Raw genomic sequence first — 15,571 nt, 5'->3', positions numbered from 1 at the left:
TTTAGCCCTCCTCGTTCATTAACTCGTCAAAGAAACTCTTATTATTAGATTTTTGTTTCGTTTCTTGATTAAGGTATTTATCAAACTTATTACCAAATAATGTAGTAGGTTGTAAGTATGGTTTCATATCCTCAATGTTTATCCATTCATCTGTTTTTATGTCTATTACTCTAATAAAGTCGTCTTTTGTATAACCTTCATTCATACGTGCTTTTATTAGTTTCTGATTTGCTTTTGATTTATGACTGTATCTTTTACCAGTCTTACTATTTAAATAATCAATAATTTCTTTGTAAGGAATAAAGTCGACTCTACTATCATTCTTAGTTAAATCATTATTAGTAAAGTCATTATTAGTAGTGTCCGATTTCGCGAATACCATTTTCGCGTCTTCCATTTTCACGTCTTCCATTTTTCGAACCCCATGTTTTATTGGGTATTCATGCAGTGTGTAATCATAGCCATCAAAGTCCCCGTTAGCCTTTCGACGTTTTTCTCTCGTCATATAACCTTTATCTAACAATTCATTGATAGTGGCTCTGACACTAGCTTTTCCATCTGTAGAGACTTTTTCTAATTGAGTTTGATAGATTTGCCAATCATCAGGTTTTGAAAACAAATAACTCATTATGCCTTTAGCTTTCCATGAGAGTGTTTCATCTTTGACATAGAATTTACTAGCTATAAAAAACTTCCCTGTAGTTTTTTCTGTTCTAATAATTCCCATCAACTTTTACTCCTTTCAACATTTTGTTTAATCTCTCGTCAACGTCCACCCATGAATTTTCAAGATGATACTTCTTATTGAAACTATCCATGCCCATGTCGTGTTGCTCTTTATGATGAAAGGAACATAGTCCTAATACTTTGTTATTAAAATGTTCTATCTTGCGTCTGTTGCGTCCACGACCTACCGCTTGATAATGTGCTAGCTCTGCATGTTTTCCGCAGATAACGCACTTTCTCTTGATAGTAGCCATGTATAAAAACGTTCTGTCATTCTTGATTAGATCACTTGTTTTATATCTGAGCGGGATGTTGTTCTCGAATATCCATTCAATTGCTACATCTATAATTTGACTTGCTATTTTTCTAGAACAATCAGCTAGTGATATGCGCTCATCGTAGCCATATAGAACACGTACATATTCTTGGAATACATTTCTCATATAATCTTGTGGAGTGCCTGTATGAGCTTCTATGTCGTTCACAAGAGCAAAGATTTTTCGGCGTTGCTTATCTGTTATTTTATATGGGTCAATGACTACTACATCGCATTCAACTTCAAGCCCATTGTCTAGCAATAAGAAATCTTTGTTATTAAGTGTCACACCCTCGATGACAGCAGTAATAGTGCCGTCATCTTGTTGGATGTAGTTTTTTATTACCGCCATATGACCACCTCTTAGAACGGTAAATCGTCATCTTGAATATCAATTGGTCCACCGTTAGCATTATTAAAAGGATTCTCAGACGCTTGCTGTTTAGTTTGTCCGTTCTGTTGAGATTGTTCTTTTGTATCTAAAAATTCAACACGATTCGCGATTACTCTAACAACTGAACGTTTGTTACCTTCTTTATCCTCGAAACGATCTTGTTTTAAATTGCCCTCAATGCCAATTTTGCTACCTTTACCGCAATAACTATTTAACAATTCGGCTGTTTTGCCAAAAGCTACAATATCGAAGAATGACACATCATCTTTTTTAAATGGATTATCTACTGCTAATGAGAAATTAGTTACCTGTGTTTTACCAGCTTGCTTAAGTTCCAAATCTTTTGTGATACGTCCTGTTAATACTGTTAAATTCATTATTTAGTCTCCTTATCTAATTGTTTTAGTCCTGCATCTAGTTTTGCGTTAGCGTCTGCTAAATCTTTGCCACTCAACTTGTTAATATTCTCTATACGCAACCAACGCATTGTTTTTTCTAGTGTGGCGTCTCTGCCTTTTTCTTGTGATATACGTACAAATTCAGCTATCTTATCTTCTAGTTCACTTACGTCACTTTCTCTAGCATCAGGTGCATCCTCACCTAAATATAAATAGTTTCCTAATCCAAATTGCGCCGCACATTTTACAAACGCTCTTTTCATACTTTTGTTTATGTCAAAAGTAGTTGCACTTCCTTTAGGGATCGTTTGATTTTTGTAATTTAATACAGGGAGCCACTCTCTCTTTGTAACTCCGAACAAAGTTATTTCAGCACACACCATATAACCTTCTTCCGTCTTTAAATAAGGTAAAAATATATCTTCTCTATCATTATCAATGGTTGGGAATTCTATAAATCTATGTTGAAAATTTTCATCAAGCTTTGTTAATTCTTGTTGAACGTAAGCCCAAGATAAATAATTCAATCCATTTTTCTTTTCTGTATGAGCGCTAACATCTCTACTATTTAAATCGTTAAAATGTTCTATAAAGTTCATTTTCAAACTCCTTTACCTACATGTTTCCAGGATTCATATTTAACTATCCGTGCTATTTGACTAACACTTACTCCATATTCATCAGACAATTTTTTATAGCCCAAAGATTCATATTTGTGTTTCCTTCTTATTTCAAGAACGTCATCGTAATCTATTTTTGAATTAACGTGTTCAGCCCCTAATTTTTGTTTACTCGGTAATTTCAATTTCGTAGAATACGCGTGTTTGTTATTTTCGGAGTATGTGACCCATTCTAAATTTGATAAATTATTATTCGTTTTGTTTCCGTCAATATGATTTACACACTTTTTGTTCAGTGGATTATCTATAAAATGTTTAGCTAGCAGCCTATGGACCAATTGAGTTTTAGTTTTTCCATCTATACACAAAACGACGACAAAATAACCGCATGAGTTTAATACGTTTTTTAATATTTTCCCTTTCGCGATTTTAGTTCTATCCTTATGGCGAACAACTCTTGTTTTAGACCAAACTCTTCCTTTGTTACTGATCATATAATTCGGGAAATTTTCAACATCTTTCCAAATTTCACTCATAATCTAACTCCTCATATTTATCTTCTTCTATATGTGTATGTTTAATCGCCATGTGATATGACATATCAATTGTCACTTCATCTAAACCGTTAAACTCCCTCGCTCTACTAAACTGTGTTGAGTAACTAATTTCAGGGTTACTATCACTAGGCTTATTAGTGACGTATATTGGCATTTCTCTGTGTCTGATTAAATATGTCACTGTTTCTTTTGTCATTGACGAAACACCTCTATCCGTGTATATTTAAGTTGTATATTTTATTAATCGTTTGACTGTTAAGCGCTGCAACGCTTAGCGGTCTTTTTTTCTGCATAATATGTGTTCCAAAATGCGTAACTACCAATGTAGCTTGCAATCGCAAATACGACGCTGTAATGAAAATCAAAAGTTATCATTGAAAAAATCATTGTGCTTAGTACTGCAGTTGACCATGCTAAAATGTGTCTCATGTTATCTCTCCTTTTCTAATTCGTCATTCATTATTTTTTCTATATATCCTCGTTCTAAGAGGAAATCAAAAAGCATTTGCTGAATATGTTCTGGCATAGCAATCTCTCCTTTTAAAATTAATATTCGTTCATACAATAATGTTTGGTACAATTAAGTTATCGCTACTGCGATAGTGGGTGGTGGAAAAATGGGTGTTAAAATTAAAGGTATGAAAGACTTAGAAAAGGCATTGGATAAAGCTACTAGATATAAAGATGTTCACTGTATTAACTGTGGTAAGGAATACAAAGTGGACTTAAAGAAATCTAAAGCAAAATGCCCTAAATGCAAAACCGAAATAAAATTTTCTTAGTCTTTATATGGGTAACGTTCTAACGTTGCCCTATCTTATTTTGTGTTTCCATTTAAATTTATTTATCTCTCTTAATTTGTTGTCAGTTAATTTCGTCAGACTTTCTAATTCAAACATTGCTTCTTTTAACTCCACTTGCTTGTTTTCCGTTCTAGCAACTAAACTTTTAAATTCGTTAACTAGTTTTTTCAATTCATTCACATTTGTTTCTAGTCTGAAATCTTTCTTTTTCTTTCTTTTAAGCATTCCGCTTCCTCCTATTCATTTAAAAATTTATTAATAAAATATTGTTGTCCTTTACCTGTAACTTTTGGTGTCTTGCTAATAGATGTATGACCATCTGAATGTGTGATAGATGTTTCTTTTATTTCAAAAAGCTCAAGTTCCATTGAATATTGCGTTGGCATATTGTAATCAACACCTTGGCGTTTGATTAAGAAACCATTCTGTCTTAACCATTCGAACAATCTACGTTGCCCAATATTCACACCATTTTGTTTAATGATTTTTGCTAACTCCCCAACCAATATTGATGTTTTAGTAGTTGCTACTGCATCCGCAAATATTACTTTAGGTTTGTCCTTCTCAATCTGTGTTTCTAACTGGTTAATCGTGCTATTTGCAATTTTCAATGCACGTTGCATTATCATTTCTGGACTATTCCATGCTTTTTCAACTTGTATGAAATATTGTCTTGCTCGTTTACCTGGTTCGCTTCGTTGAATCATTGCGATTTCTTTTGCAGTGTCTAGTGTAAGTACATGATCTGTTATTTTACGTCGTACATTTCTATTTCCTTCTAATCGAACTTGCTCAATTTTGAGCGGGTTAAAATCAACGCCTTCGACAAAACCATATTCAATCATTCTTGGGAACCAATCTTTATATTCTGTTTTAACTTCTAATGCTTGATGAAGTTCTCGACCACTGATTGCGATTTCTCCATTCTCTTTTTCTTGAATGTTGAACATCTCTCCGATATTCGGTTTAGTTTGTAAATCTTGCATTTGGTTACCTCCTTATTCGAAATCGTCGATAGTTAATTTTTCAATTCTCTTTTGGTATTGATATAAATAAAAACCTTTTATCAATTCATAAATTCTTGCTGCTTCTTCATATTCTTTCTCACTTAAATCAGAGTTAAGTGTCACACCGAATGCTGATAATGTTAGTTTTCTAATGTGATCATGTATTTCACTAGGGTATACTTTATAATGTTCGTGACAACCTAGCCCATGTTGATATTTCTTCAAGGATAAAGGGTGTCCTAATCCAAAGTTCTTAGCTTCAATTAAATCTTGTGTGAAATCGTACTTTTTATTGATTTCATCAAAATCTGAATGCCTAATTCTTACTTTGTTAAAGATAGAACCCGAGCTTATTGGTTTCTTTCCGTCTAACCTTTTACTTATTTCTTGTTGAACAATTTCAGCAAATTCTTGTTTAGTTAATGTTATTTGTTCCATAGTATCCTCCTTTAAATCGTTTGTTTGCTTTTCGTGTACTTCGTTGGTAAAAAAATATCCCCTATATTTTCGCCAAAGAATTCAGCTATTATAAACATTTCATTACTTTTAAATTGATGTTTTCCTGACTCTTTAAGACGGTAACCTTCTGTAGAAATATCTAGCAATTTTGCTATATCCTCTTGAGTACACTCCTTCTCTTTTCTTAGTTTTATTAAATTCCATTGCATGCTGTCACCTCCTGGTTACAAAACTAACTATACACGATTCGTGTACTTAAGTCAACACAAAAGTTTGCTTTTCGTGTATTTTTTTGTTGATTACCAATTTTTATTGGTATATACTATATGTAAGAACAAGGAGGTAGAACAATTGGAAAAAAAAGAATTAGCAAAATTTATAGGTAATAAAATTAGATTATATAGAAATAAAATGAATATGACGCAAGAACAATTAGGTAAAAAATTAGAAACTAAAAAATCTACTATTTCTAATTATGAAACTGGATATAGAACCCCACAACAAGATGATCTATTTGAAATAGCTCATGTACTTAATGTAAGTATTGACGATTTATTTCCTAAAAGACAAAAAAGTTCTAACACCATCACAACTGTGTATAATCAACTCACACCTCCACGCCAAGAAAACGTCCTAAATTACGCCAACAATCAACTAGAAGAACAGAATAAAGTAACTTCAATAGATGAATATAAAGAGGACAAACTTATTCCATTCACTGCTTATGGTGCTACTGGCGCAGGTATCGGAGAAGAACTTTACGAAGATACATTAAAAGAAGAAGTTTATTTTAAAGAAGATGACATACCTGAAAATGCTGATTTCTGTATTTTAGTGAATGGTGACTCAATGGAGCCTATGTTGAAAAAAGGGACTTATACATTTATAAAACACACAGAAACTATCAAGGATAGGACAATTGCCCTAATCGTTCTAGATGGTACTGTACTAATAAAACGTGTGGATATATATCCAGAGTACCTCAAACTAATATCATTGAACCCTAAATACGAAGATATTACAGTCGCGTCATTCAATGATATTAGAGTTATAGGTAAAGTTGTGTTGTAAATCACGTGTATTGAGGTACACGTGTGTCTGAATTTAGTTTTTTTTGATATTTAGAAATTAAATTATAAGGTGGTGATAATATGATTATTAACGATGAAGAATTTGATTTTTTACACATTAATACTGGTGGAAAAGAACTTTCGCATGAAGAATTAGAAGAAGCTAAAGAATTTCTAAAAAGCAAACAAGTTAAACAAATGATTCACAAAACTGAAGAAAGTCATCGTAGAGTTATGGAATCTAAAATAACTGATAGAACAGTAATGTAAAGGAGAAGTGTAGAATGAAAATAAATCTTACCTTAGATAATATTTATTTCGATAATGATTATCACAAAGAAAATTTGCTAGCATATCAAGCAAGATTGAAGTCTCCTGTGAAAATTGGAACTCAACATATAGTCGAAAAAATGTTGAATAATGATGAGGAACTTTTGCTAGAACTAAAAGACACAGGAGATAAGTGGGAATTTTATATAAATGACAACTATATTAGCTACGTAGAAGATAGAAGATATAAAGCGGTTGGTTATAGAATGCGAGATTTAGATCATATAGGTTTACACAAAGAACAAACTAAATCAGGATATTATAAAATCACTCCAATTATATATAGTAAAATGCCAGATTAAGCACATGGGCAGTTCCTACTGCCCTATATATTTTTATCTTTTTTAGGAGTTGATAAGTATGAAAGTAGCAATATATTGCCGTGTCTCTACTATGGAGCAAGCAAACGAAGGTTTTTCAATCGCAGAGCAAGAGAAAAAGTTAAGAGGATTTTGTGATATAAACGATTGGAATATACAGGGCATTTATGTCGATGCAGGATATTCGGGAGCGAAAAGAGATAGACCCGAATTAAACAGAATGTTAAAAAATTTAAATAAATTCGACTTAGTATTAGTTTATAAATTAGATCGTTTGACGCGTAGTGTAAGGGACTTATTGGACATATTAGACATTTTAGAAAAAAGCGAAGTAGCTTTCAGAAGTGCTACTGAAGTTTATGACACTAGTAATGCAATGGGCAGGCTGTTTGTCACTCTTGTGGGTGCTATGGCAGAATGGGAACGCACAACCATTCAAGAGCGTACATTAATGGGCAGACGAGCTGCAGCAAGTAAAGGATTAGCGAAAACAACCCCTCTATTTTGCTATGATAGAGAAGGAGATAAATTTGTCCCAAATGAATACGCTAAAGTATTGAGATTTGCAGTAGACGAAGTAAAAAAAGGGACCAGTATTAGAGAAATTACACGCAGATTAAATGATTCTAAAATCCCATCTCCACAAGGGAAAATATGGCACAAATCAGTAATTAATAGAGCTTTAATTAGTCCGGTTTCGAGAGGTCATTACGAGTTCGGTGATATTTTTGTAGAAAATACACATGAAGCAATTATTTCTGATGAAGAGTATGAACAAATTAAAAATCGTATAAGTGATAGAACTAACTCGAAAGTTGTTAAACATCACGCAGTTTTTAGAGGTAAATTAGCTTGCCCTAATTGCGACGGCAGACTATCACTTAACACTAATAAACATACACCTAAAAAAGGTGAAATATGGTATTCTAAAGCGTATTATTGTGATAAATGTAAATATAATAAAAATAGTTGGACACTTAATATTAGTGAAAGTGAAGTGTTAAAAGTTTTTCATAGTTATTTGAAGCAATTCGATTTAAACAAATACATGGTTAGAGAACAAGAAAATAAAGCTCAAATAACAGTTGATATTGATAAGGTAATGGAACAACGTAAAAGATACCATAAACTGTTCGCCAGTGGATTAATGCAAGAAGAAGAATTATTCGATTTAATTAAAGAAACGGATGTAGCAATTGCTCAATATGAAAAAGAAAAAGCAGCGACAGCTTCGAAAGAATTTGATGTTAGAAAGATTGAAAAATTCAAAGATTTATTATTAAGAGGTTGGGAAGAAATGACTGATGAAGATAAAAGTGATTTTATAAAAATGTCTATCAAAAAAATTGATTTCAAATACAAGAAAGGTATTAGAGGCAAAAGACCGAATAGCTTAACAATTAAGGATATTGAATTTTATTAATCGGGAGTATGGTTTATGTATCAAAGTATGTAGACCATACCCCCATTTATTTTATTTCAACAATCTCACTTAATTTCAATGTAAACAATCCCTCATCAATATACATTTGCAACACTTGATTATGCGTATCTACTTTGTGTACGAATCCATCTACTTTCTTAATATATCCATTTTCAAAATAACTTACTTCTGCTTGCGGGTCATGGAACATCTTCATCATTAACGTATCATTTAACTCACTTATTTGGTGGTCGCTTAACGTTGGTTTATCAATTTTATCTTGGTCTTTTATGTACTGTTCTAGGCGCTCATATTGTTCTGGCAACGTCTTAAATGCTGCCCACTTAACGATTCCTCGCCCTTGTGGAATGTTTGGGTTAAGGTATTCTCTAGGTATTTTACGGTAGTCTGTTTCATAGCAATATGGTTCCGGCATATCAGGAAATATTTTTTTCATTTATAATCACCTCATGAATAATATAGAACAAATGTTCGTATATGTAAATAAAAAAATAACCTAGTTAAGTTAATAACTAAAATGATAATATTGTAATTGAAAACATTTAGAGTTATAGAAATGATTTCAAACATCATAAGAACAAAAGGAGTTATTAATATGGAAACAAACACAAGTGATTTAATGAAGGATTTAGAAGATTATGATTTAAAATTAATAAAGAATTTAGTTAATTTAATAGTAAAGGAAGATATAACTCATATTGAGTTACTGAAAGATGTTTCTAAAAGAAAAAACCATAATATAGATAATATTGAAAACATACTAAAAGTATTTTATAACAGAGGGATTATTGAAGTGCCACTTGAAAAACCAAGTGAATTTGACTTTTTATTTAACATCAAAAAAATAGATGAATTGAAAGAAAATGGGCTGTTGTAATGATTAAATAAAAAAAGAGCAGACACGGGACATGTGCCTGCTCTCACTATATAAGTAAGGTCAATGTGTATATTATCACAAAGTTTATTTTATTTCTATATATTATAAATAAAAAACCACTCCGAAGAGTGGTAAATAGAGAAAAGGTCTGAAGTACCTTCTCAACACATTGTATTACACTTCAGTAAATAGTACAACGCTTATTTTAACTTATTACTCCCCACAAATCACCTAAACCATTTTTATGATTTGGAGGACTTGCACCATTCCATGTTCTAATTGGTAAATAGTAACGATATCCGTTCCAGTTATAACCAATCCACACATGACCATCTTGTAAACAAACTTCATCATAATTTACATAACCGCCAGGTTGGAAATTATAGCCGAATTGTGCAGTTGTAAATGGAGAACCAACTCTTGTGATAATTGGTTGATTGCCATTTGTAAATGTTGCACTCTCTGCTTTATACCATGTACCATATTTGTTTTGTTTCCAATCAGTATTTGTGGCGTTTGTAGAACCGTTAGAGCTTGGTTTTGAACTTCCTTTATCAGTTGAACCTTTTGGAATTTCACCGTTGTAATACGCTTTAATTTGACTAATGAAATAGTCTTTTGTTTTATTAACAATGTTTTGCGGCGCTCTTTGAGAGGATTTATATCCCGCATGTAGTTCCATACTTCTGTGTGGACATTCTGTAGGCGAAAACTCATTATGCAATCTGACAGTTTCCCTATTTACTGGTAATCCCCATTTTTTTAACATCCTGGCTGCTTCTTGGAATGCTGCCTGTTCATTCGCCAAAAAGTCTTTATCGCTAGCACTCATTGACTGACAAATTTCAATACCGTAGTAATTTCTATTTCCATAAGCATTTGCAGTGTGCCATGCGATGTAGCTTTCAGGTAAAGCTTGCCATACACGATTGCCACTGATATATGAATGGGCAATACCAGCTTCAAGACGTTGTTCACTGGCATTAACTAACTGATCGTGATAAGTCATTGCTGTTCCACTACCTGCATCATTGTGTAAAACAATTGCTTTAGGTTTATATCCGCGTTTACCAAGTAAATATGCACGCTTAATTGTGTCACGGTTATAAGTAAGTTTTTTGGCTTTAGCAGATGATTTAGTAGTTGTTTTTTTAACTTTTGTAGCTACCTTATTTACAACTGTTGTTTTATATTTAGGTCTGATAAACCACATAGGGAAATCGTAATTGTGAACTACTCTTGTTGCCGTTTCCCAACCTTTCCCACCTTGTTCAGGTCCAGAAGTCCATCCGCCACCTTGCCAATTATTATCTAATGATACAAATTGCATGTAGTTACCATCATAATTACCATTTAAAACGACAGCTACATGTCCATTACCACTACCATAATTACCATTGAATACAACAATGTCGCCTTCTTCTGCTTTAAAATCTTCAGTATTTTCATACACAGTGGCTAAACCATCAAAATTATTATCTGTCGGTATATTCTTAGCTTGTGCGCCCTGTAATGTTCTACCACTGATGTGTGACCAATAAAAGTTAGCTAGGTCGTAACATTGTGCTCCCCACCAACCATCATAATCTAAATATTTACCTTCTAATGACTTGAGATACGCGACTGCTTCTTTTTTAGTCTTAGTTATAGTCATCTTTGTATGCCCCCATTATCTTTCACATCGTGGAATACTGCACCATCTTTATTATCTTCTGTGGCGTTTATTGTTGGTGTTGTCCCTTGCTTTTTATCAAGTTTCTTTTGTTTCATTTCAATATTTGCTTCATGACCTTCTTTAGTCACTGGATTATCTTTATAAGCTGTATATAGTGCTACGATAGTTAATAAAATTGAACTGATACTATCTTCATCTACTGGTATAGGACTGATGTTTTTAGTCGCTAACCATTGATTAATTAATGCTAAAATTAATACGATAAATCTAACTGTTGCACCGATTGTCATTTTCATAATTTAACCTCCAAAATAAAAAGCCGACGCTATGCGCCGACCTATTTAAAAAATATATTTGCTACTATAGTAATAAGTGGTACGAGTACAACACCTGCCACACTAATCCATGCAATCAATACATCACGATTACCTTTTGCTTCTGCTGCTAAAGTCCCTTGTAAACTTTGAATATCTTTACCATGTGTTTTAACGTTGTATTCTAAGTCAGTCACTCGTGTACCAACTGTGGTCAATGAATCACTGATTTTTTCTAAGTGTTTTTCTGATTTCTCTTGAGATTCAAAAGACTTTTGTTGTAATAACGTTTGTTGATCTACCTTGTTTAATAATTGATTGTAGTTATTTGTGTGTTTACTATCTAGATCATTAATACGTTGATGTACTTTCCCTCGAGAATTTTCCCATTCGTGACGTAGCACATATTTATCTTCTGCCATGTATATCAACACCACCCAAAAATCCCACATAACCAAGCCAGGCCGTCATAACCACAAATTGTGCGGGAGTTAACCAATTAATCGCGTTATAAATAGACGCTGATGCCATGAGGAAGTGTATAATCGCACTACCTGTACCACCAATAAGCATGAAATAGTTCGATGTATTGTTTACTGAACGTTTTCCAAAAGACAAACTAGCTATTATTAAACATGTTCCAAATAGCAATAAAGCCAAGCCCCACAACCATATCGGCATCACTTCATGTAGCGCTCTATAGAAATCACTTTCACTAAGTACAGATTCTTGATTGATGAACCAATAAAGCCCTCTGATGTCTACAAAAACACCTAAACCAAACAATGATAATGTAGCTAGTTTTTGTGGTAACTCAAATTTACCTTCCATAGATTCACCTACTTTCTATATAATAAAAACCCCAAGCTTATGCTTGAGGTTCTGGGTAATCTTCACCCGTTATTTCTTTGTATTGTTCTTTAGTTATACAACCATATTCATAATAAATTTTAATTTCTACTGTTGTGTAACAATTGATATCGTAAAAATATTTTATACTTTCAAATGATGGGAACATTAGGCATTACCTCCGATTTTGTTTTCTATCTCTGTAATTTTAAGTAAAGCGTCTGCCAAAGTTTTATTGGTTGCTTCTAATTTATCTTCAAGTTCTTTTGTCTTTTTATTTCCAATCATGACTTGCAATTGTAATTGGGATACCAACATTTCCAATGCTTTAGGTTCCATTGGAGGCTTAACTTGATTTGACTCCCATTCTTCTTTAGATGTCCCTACCCATTCATTGCCATTAAAATAGAAAGGTTCATATATTCCTTCAGGTGGTGGTGTTTCCGTCCATGCTTCCTTAGGGTAATTATATTCACCTTCTTCATTTAATTCTGCTAGATACGGTGTACCATCATATAAATAAACTACTTTCATAAAATCATCTCCCTCTAATCTTTCCAAGACATTTCACCATAAGCGTAATCTGAAGATAACCACGCGCTAGAATCACCATTAACATAAAGTTTAACATTACCTGATGGTTCAATAACTAAGTAGCCACCTGCATATTTCGTTGGTATACGAACTGGAAAAGTTTGAGCACTTTTACAAAAATCACTCGGTAAGTTGGCGATTGTTTGACCAGGTACAATGTTAGATCCATTGATTCTCAAACAACGTTCTGTGACACTGCCATTTACAATCGTTCTATATGCACATTTGAACCCATTTCTATTTCCATATTCTGTGTTAGTAGCTGCACCGTTGATTAAATTAAATTCAATCCAACCTGTATCGGTCGATGTACTATCAACACGCTCCCAATCTGACCAAGTGTTATAGAAACGCTTGACCCATGTTTGCTTAGAATTATATGGTCTAAATGTAATTCTTTTGACAACATCTTCACGTTTCTCAACGCTCGTAAAACCAGCTGTCGAACTTGCTCCAGTGATTGGAACAGATGTTGTATAGAAATTGCCTGCAGGCAATTTGTATAAGTTATCTAAATTATCACCTATTGCAATAACCTGGTAACTACCATCATCATTTGTTAATTTGTATTTTTGCCAATTAAGACTATTAATATTAGTGTCTAACTGTTCCGGTGTAACGAATCCGTTATCTTCAACAGTTTGATTAAACGCTTCTACTTTGGCATCAACATGTGTAATCACTTGCTCACTTTTTGCTGTTACGCTTTGATTTACAGTATCTGCAATATTTTGAATAGCAGTTTTAGTATTGTTTGATAAAGTTGTAATATCTTCAATACTTTGTGCAACTGTTTCATCTATATCTGTCTTAGACTGTGTGATGAGTGTATTAATATCTGCTTTACCATCAATCACAATCTTATTAAGTGCATCTTTACCTTGTTGTAATACTGTTTTCATTTCTGCAACATAATCGACACCGTTAGCGATAGCTTCTTTGATATCTTTAACTTCTTGTTCGATTCGTTGTTTTAGTTGTGAAAACATGCGAATATATTCAATTTTAGTCGTTGAATTAATTTTATTAATCAGTGCGTCTGCAACTTCAAATTTAAACTCTCTAAACACCGCAACCTCGTTGTATTGAGGATTACCATCTACATTATTAACGCCAATGTAAACTTGACCAGTAACTGTTGTATTTGTACAAGCATGTAAAAAGGCACTGTCTAGCGTGATCGTGACAATGCCTTTAAATTCATCTTCAATTTCTAATTCCATTACATCTGATGCACTACCATTCGTTGATTCAAAATAAGCATATGCGGTTAAATTTTCTTTACTGATTAGTAAAGGTCCCTTATCGTTATATAATTGAAACCTTAATATTGCAGTATTTTCATCTAAATTATAAAAGCCAAACCCTAAATCAGAGATTGGCTTTAAATAAGGTTCAGATGCAAGTTTGAATAACGCTTTTTTGTCTATTCCGTTTGTCATCTTATCACTCCTCTTATTTAATTAAGCAAACAGCAACGCCGTAACCTTTTTCAGTATCAAATGGTGTAGTGATTTCTAACACACGATAGAAACCATTGTTATTATCTTTAGTACCAATCCCTTTATTAGGTTTGATATAATCATTTACACTCACTGTGTTATCAATTCGAGTGAATACTTGACCCACAAGTCCAACAACATTCCATTCTGGGCGTTCAGCACGTGATAAATATTCTTCTTCGTCATTTTCTTTAAAGTCCGGGTTAGGTATTGGCACTTCAATCTCTTCTTCATACCAATTTCCTTCATCATCGTGCCACTCTTTTTTCTCTAACTGTGTGAGCGTTACACCAAATTCATCTTTCAAGAATTTGTCTTTATGGTGGAACATTTGGTCACCAAGTATCACTCCTGCAGTACCTGAAATAACACCAATAGGTGTATCATTCGAGTTTGCCTTTCGAATATATCGACCATCTAAAGTAACGATGTAACCATTCGGTATTTCTTGACCCGATTGAGATTCGAAATACTCTGCATAGTCACCGAAGTTTTGCCCAGCTTGGATTGTACCTTTTGATTTAATATTTCCTGAAACACTTCGTATCTCTGCTGAAGTGTTTTCTCTTTTAGCCCCGCCTGTTGCATACCCCCATGCCGTAACGTAGTTATCTTCTATTGAAACGCCACGACTATTTAAAATCAATTGACCATATTTACCTTGTGTTGTTTTAGATTCAAGTGAATTGATGATACCCGAGCGCGAACCCCAAGCATGTGAGTTCATACCTGCACCTAATAACCAAGAACGGTCGGAATGCGCATATGAATCGCCTGTCGTCGCAATTACTGCCGAACGCCTTGATAGTGCACCTGAACCTGTCGAACCACCTATAAATCCCCCACGTACTGCGGTCGGTACATCTTTGTAAACTTGTTTGAACAATACTGCCCCGTTTGTATATCCTTCTTGTTGTACACCCATGATTGTCGTAGTAGTGTTATACATTTCAATTGCATTACCTGTGCCATTACCTATTAAATTTGCACCAATAATTTTGGTATCATAAACACCCGCACCACCGGCAATACCGATATTGTTAGATGAATGATGAATATTAATATTACTGAACGTAACTTTTTTAGGTCTGTTTGCACCACCGTATATTTTAATGTCGGCAATTGCATTTTTGAAACCTCTGATATTAATGTTATTCAACTGAACATTTTCCGCCATAAACTGAACTGCAATAGCTGGACTAGTTGAATCAAATGTACCATCACCAATAGCAGTAAAGTTATTGACCGATACATTTGTGTAAGCACTGATTGAAAGGGCTCTAGGTGTCCAACCTGGATATACTTCGTTTTTATAT

25 protein-coding genes and 2 pseudogenes are annotated in these 15,571 nt (G+C 33.5%); 6 read left to right on the top strand and 21 right to left on the bottom strand.

The features are described from left to right. Window position 1: 1 nt before the first annotated feature. Genes SH09_RS13210 through SH09_RS16645 form a run of 7 tightly spaced genes read right to left on the bottom strand, consistent with a single transcriptional unit; the run spans window position 2 to window position 3,440 of the window. The gene (locus tag SH09_RS13210; RefSeq protein ID WP_042740095.1) at window positions 2-727 is read right to left on the bottom strand and encodes a conserved phage C-terminal domain-containing protein; all 726 of its coding nucleotides are present in this window, start codon (window positions 725-727) and stop codon (window positions 2-4) included. Continuing rightward, window positions 714-1,394: a putative HNHc nuclease gene (locus SH09_RS13205; protein WP_042740094.1), complete on the bottom strand. Its 681-nt coding sequence runs from the start codon at window positions 1,392-1,394 to the stop codon at window positions 714-716. The genes SH09_RS13210 and SH09_RS13205 overlap by 14 nt, the downstream gene beginning before the upstream one ends. A gap of 11 nt (window positions 1,395-1,405) precedes the next feature. Then, window positions 1,406-1,813 (bottom strand): single-stranded DNA-binding protein, encoded by a 408-nt coding sequence (locus SH09_RS13200; RefSeq protein WP_371663948.1) that lies wholly within the window; start codon window positions 1,811-1,813, stop codon window positions 1,406-1,408. Continuing rightward, the gene (locus SH09_RS13195) at window positions 1,813-2,433 is read right to left on the bottom strand and encodes a Sak single strand annealing protein (protein WP_042740092.1); all 621 of its coding nucleotides are present in this window, start codon (window positions 2,431-2,433) and stop codon (window positions 1,813-1,815) included. Before SH09_RS13195 ends, SH09_RS13200 begins: the two co-directional genes overlap by 1 nt. 2 nt (window positions 2,434-2,435) lie before the next feature. After that, window positions 2,436-2,990: an NUMOD4 domain-containing protein gene (locus tag SH09_RS13190; RefSeq protein ID WP_042740091.1), complete on the bottom strand. Its 555-nt coding sequence runs from the start codon at window positions 2,988-2,990 to the stop codon at window positions 2,436-2,438. Beyond that, a complete protein-coding gene (locus SH09_RS13185) occupies window positions 2,983-3,207 on the bottom strand; it encodes a DUF2483 family protein (RefSeq protein ID WP_042738300.1) in 225 nt (74 codons plus the stop codon). The genes SH09_RS13190 and SH09_RS13185 overlap by 8 nt, the downstream gene beginning before the upstream one ends. Before the next feature lie 59 nt (window positions 3,208-3,266). Continuing rightward, complete coding sequence (locus SH09_RS16645; RefSeq protein ID WP_158001735.1) at window positions 3,267-3,440, bottom strand: hypothetical protein; 174 nt, start codon at window positions 3,438-3,440, stop codon at window positions 3,267-3,269. A 188-nt stretch (window positions 3,441-3,628) separates the two neighbouring features. Here SH09_RS16645 and SH09_RS16640 point away from each other — a divergent pair, with 188 nt between their 5' ends. Further along, window positions 3,629-3,793: a hypothetical protein gene (locus tag SH09_RS16640; protein ID WP_158001734.1), complete on the top strand. Its 165-nt coding sequence runs from the start codon at window positions 3,629-3,631 to the stop codon at window positions 3,791-3,793. A gap of 30 nt (window positions 3,794-3,823) precedes the next feature. Here SH09_RS16640 and SH09_RS13180 read toward each other — a convergent pair whose 3' ends face one another. The 5 genes and pseudogenes from SH09_RS13180 to SH09_RS13165 form a co-directional block, all read right to left on the bottom strand. Further along, a complete protein-coding gene (locus SH09_RS13180) occupies window positions 3,824-4,039 on the bottom strand; it encodes a hypothetical protein (RefSeq protein ID WP_042740090.1) in 216 nt (71 codons plus the stop codon). Between the two features lie 11 nt (window positions 4,040-4,050). After that, window positions 4,051-4,560: pseudogene (locus SH09_RS13175) on the bottom strand (phage antirepressor KilAC domain-containing protein); the annotation flags it as partial. Between the two features lie 6 nt (window positions 4,561-4,566). Beyond that, window positions 4,567-4,764: pseudogene (locus tag SH09_RS17495) on the bottom strand (antA/AntB antirepressor family protein); the annotation flags it as partial. 48 nt (window positions 4,765-4,812) lie between these two features. Beyond that, a complete protein-coding gene (locus SH09_RS13170; RefSeq protein WP_042740088.1) occupies window positions 4,813-5,259 on the bottom strand; it encodes a hypothetical protein in 447 nt (148 codons plus the stop codon). Window positions 5,260-5,270: 11 nt separating this feature from the next. Then, the gene (locus SH09_RS13165) at window positions 5,271-5,489 is read right to left on the bottom strand and encodes a helix-turn-helix transcriptional regulator (protein ID WP_042740087.1); all 219 of its coding nucleotides are present in this window, start codon (window positions 5,487-5,489) and stop codon (window positions 5,271-5,273) included. Between the two features lie 142 nt (window positions 5,490-5,631). Between SH09_RS13165 and SH09_RS13160 the strand changes: the two genes are divergently transcribed. From SH09_RS13160 to SH09_RS13145, 4 genes are all read left to right on the top strand, one after another. Further along, window positions 5,632-6,351, top strand: a complete 720-nt coding sequence (locus tag SH09_RS13160) for an XRE family transcriptional regulator (protein WP_042740086.1) — start codon at window positions 5,632-5,634, stop codon at window positions 6,349-6,351. An 80-nt stretch (window positions 6,352-6,431) separates the two neighbouring features. Further along, on the top strand, window positions 6,432-6,620 hold the full coding sequence (locus SH09_RS13155) for a hypothetical protein (protein ID WP_042740085.1): 189 nt from the start codon (window positions 6,432-6,434) through the stop codon (window positions 6,618-6,620). A gap of 14 nt (window positions 6,621-6,634) precedes the next feature. Further along, window positions 6,635-6,982, top strand: a complete 348-nt coding sequence (locus SH09_RS13150) for a hypothetical protein (protein ID WP_042740084.1) — start codon at window positions 6,635-6,637, stop codon at window positions 6,980-6,982. Between the two features lie 58 nt (window positions 6,983-7,040). Then, window positions 7,041-8,423, top strand: coding sequence for a recombinase family protein (locus SH09_RS13145; protein ID WP_042740083.1), 1,383 nt, complete (start codon window positions 7,041-7,043; stop codon window positions 8,421-8,423). A 46-nt stretch (window positions 8,424-8,469) separates the two neighbouring features. Here the strand turns inward: SH09_RS13145 and SH09_RS13140 are convergent, their stop codons facing one another. Beyond that, window positions 8,470-8,880 carry a YolD-like family protein gene (locus SH09_RS13140; protein WP_042740082.1) on the bottom strand — a complete coding sequence of 137 codons (411 nt, stop codon included), beginning with the start codon at window positions 8,878-8,880 and terminating at the stop codon, window positions 8,470-8,472. Window positions 8,881-9,039: 159 nt separating this feature from the next. On the opposite strand from SH09_RS13140, the gene SH09_RS13135 reads away from it, so the two are divergent. Continuing rightward, a complete protein-coding gene (locus tag SH09_RS13135; protein ID WP_042740081.1) occupies window positions 9,040-9,321 on the top strand; it encodes a hypothetical protein in 282 nt (93 codons plus the stop codon). A 205-nt stretch (window positions 9,322-9,526) separates the two neighbouring features. Here the strand turns inward: SH09_RS13135 and SH09_RS13130 are convergent, their stop codons facing one another. The 8 genes from SH09_RS13130 to SH09_RS13100 all read right to left on the bottom strand — a co-directional run. Then, entirely contained in the window at window positions 9,527-10,975 is a 1,449-nt protein-coding gene (locus tag SH09_RS13130) for an SH3 domain-containing protein (RefSeq protein ID WP_042740080.1), read from the bottom strand. After that, window positions 10,972-11,286, bottom strand: a complete 315-nt coding sequence (locus SH09_RS13125; protein ID WP_082039243.1) for a phage holin — start codon at window positions 11,284-11,286, stop codon at window positions 10,972-10,974. The genes SH09_RS13130 and SH09_RS13125 overlap by 4 nt, the downstream gene beginning before the upstream one ends. Before the next feature lie 47 nt (window positions 11,287-11,333). After that, entirely contained in the window at window positions 11,334-11,732 is a 399-nt protein-coding gene (locus SH09_RS13120) for a hypothetical protein (protein WP_042740079.1), read from the bottom strand. Then, window positions 11,719-12,141: a hypothetical protein gene (locus tag SH09_RS13115; protein WP_042740078.1), complete on the bottom strand. Its 423-nt coding sequence runs from the start codon at window positions 12,139-12,141 to the stop codon at window positions 11,719-11,721. The genes SH09_RS13120 and SH09_RS13115 overlap by 14 nt, the downstream gene beginning before the upstream one ends. A 37-nt stretch (window positions 12,142-12,178) precedes the next feature. Beyond that, window positions 12,179-12,328 carry an XkdX family protein gene (locus tag SH09_RS16150; RefSeq protein WP_082039223.1) on the bottom strand — a complete coding sequence of 50 codons (150 nt, stop codon included), beginning with the start codon at window positions 12,326-12,328 and terminating at the stop codon, window positions 12,179-12,181. Further along, window positions 12,328-12,693 carry a hypothetical protein gene (locus SH09_RS15845; RefSeq protein ID WP_126542100.1) on the bottom strand — a complete coding sequence of 122 codons (366 nt, stop codon included), beginning with the start codon at window positions 12,691-12,693 and terminating at the stop codon, window positions 12,328-12,330. The genes SH09_RS16150 and SH09_RS15845 overlap by 1 nt, the downstream gene beginning before the upstream one ends. A gap of 14 nt (window positions 12,694-12,707) precedes the next feature. Next, window positions 12,708-14,195 carry a BppU family phage baseplate upper protein gene (locus SH09_RS15840; protein WP_052495457.1) on the bottom strand — a complete coding sequence of 496 codons (1,488 nt, stop codon included), beginning with the start codon at window positions 14,193-14,195 and terminating at the stop codon, window positions 12,708-12,710. Between the two features lie 13 nt (window positions 14,196-14,208). Then, a partial coding sequence (locus tag SH09_RS13100) for a peptidase G2 autoproteolytic cleavage domain-containing protein (RefSeq protein ID WP_042740077.1) occupies window positions 14,209-15,571 on the bottom strand: 1,363 nt, incomplete at its 5' end.

Source organism: Staphylococcus gallinarum (genome assembly GCF_000875895.1).
GTDB classification, from domain to species: Bacteria; Bacillota; Bacilli; order Staphylococcales; family Staphylococcaceae; genus Staphylococcus; species Staphylococcus gallinarum.
Note: the sequence above shows the minus strand (reverse complement) of the source record. Positions and strands in the feature narration are given on the sequence as shown.

Excerpts from the sequence above, each read along its gene's own strand:
- SH09_RS16640 (WP_158001734.1), top strand. The coding sequence starts at position 3,629 with ATGGGTGTTAAAATTAAAGGTATGAAAGACTTAGAAAAGGCATTGGAT.
- SH09_RS13140 (WP_042740082.1), bottom strand. The coding sequence starts at position 8,880 with ATGAAAAAAATATTTCCTGATATGCCGGAACCATATTGCTATGAAACA.
- SH09_RS13205 (WP_042740094.1), bottom strand. The coding sequence starts at position 1,394 with ATGGCGGTAATAAAAAACTACATCCAACAAGATGACGGCACTATTACT.
- SH09_RS13145 (WP_042740083.1), top strand. The coding sequence starts at position 7,041 with ATGAAAGTAGCAATATATTGCCGTGTCTCTACTATGGAGCAAGCAAAC.
- SH09_RS16150 (WP_082039223.1), bottom strand. The coding sequence starts at position 12,328 with ATGTTCCCATCATTTGAAAGTATAAAATATTTTTACGATATCAATTGT.
- SH09_RS16645 (WP_158001735.1), bottom strand. The coding sequence starts at position 3,440 with ATGAGACACATTTTAGCATGGTCAACTGCAGTACTAAGCACAATGATT.
- SH09_RS13210 (WP_042740095.1), bottom strand. The coding sequence starts at position 727 with ATGGGAATTATTAGAACAGAAAAAACTACAGGGAAGTTTTTTATAGCT.
- SH09_RS13150 (WP_042740084.1), top strand. The coding sequence starts at position 6,635 with ATGAAAATAAATCTTACCTTAGATAATATTTATTTCGATAATGATTAT.
- SH09_RS13165 (WP_042740087.1), bottom strand. The coding sequence starts at position 5,489 with ATGCAATGGAATTTAATAAAACTAAGAAAAGAGAAGGAGTGTACTCAA.
- SH09_RS13155 (WP_042740085.1), top strand. The coding sequence starts at position 6,432 with ATGATTATTAACGATGAAGAATTTGATTTTTTACACATTAATACTGGT.
- SH09_RS13135 (WP_042740081.1), top strand. The coding sequence starts at position 9,040 with ATGGAAACAAACACAAGTGATTTAATGAAGGATTTAGAAGATTATGAT.
- SH09_RS13200 (WP_371663948.1), bottom strand. The coding sequence starts at position 1,813 with ATGAATTTAACAGTATTAACAGGACGTATCACAAAAGATTTGGAACTT.
- SH09_RS13125 (WP_082039243.1), bottom strand. The coding sequence starts at position 11,286 with ATGACAATCGGTGCAACAGTTAGATTTATCGTATTAATTTTAGCATTA.
- SH09_RS13115 (WP_042740078.1), bottom strand. The coding sequence starts at position 12,141 with ATGGAAGGTAAATTTGAGTTACCACAAAAACTAGCTACATTATCATTG.
- SH09_RS13120 (WP_042740079.1), bottom strand. The coding sequence starts at position 11,732 with ATGGCAGAAGATAAATATGTGCTACGTCACGAATGGGAAAATTCTCGA.
- SH09_RS15840 (WP_052495457.1), bottom strand. The coding sequence starts at position 14,195 with ATGACAAACGGAATAGACAAAAAAGCGTTATTCAAACTTGCATCTGAA.
- SH09_RS13170 (WP_042740088.1), bottom strand. The coding sequence starts at position 5,259 with ATGGAACAAATAACATTAACTAAACAAGAATTTGCTGAAATTGTTCAA.
- SH09_RS13190 (WP_042740091.1), bottom strand. The coding sequence starts at position 2,990 with ATGAGTGAAATTTGGAAAGATGTTGAAAATTTCCCGAATTATATGATC.
- SH09_RS13185 (WP_042738300.1), bottom strand. The coding sequence starts at position 3,207 with ATGACAAAAGAAACAGTGACATATTTAATCAGACACAGAGAAATGCCA.
- SH09_RS13180 (WP_042740090.1), bottom strand. The coding sequence starts at position 4,039 with ATGCTTAAAAGAAAGAAAAAGAAAGATTTCAGACTAGAAACAAATGTG.
- SH09_RS13130 (WP_042740080.1), bottom strand. The coding sequence starts at position 10,975 with ATGACTATAACTAAGACTAAAAAAGAAGCAGTCGCGTATCTCAAGTCA.
- SH09_RS13195 (WP_042740092.1), bottom strand. The coding sequence starts at position 2,433 with ATGAACTTTATAGAACATTTTAACGATTTAAATAGTAGAGATGTTAGC.
- SH09_RS15845 (WP_126542100.1), bottom strand. The coding sequence starts at position 12,693 with ATGAAAGTAGTTTATTTATATGATGGTACACCGTATCTAGCAGAATTA.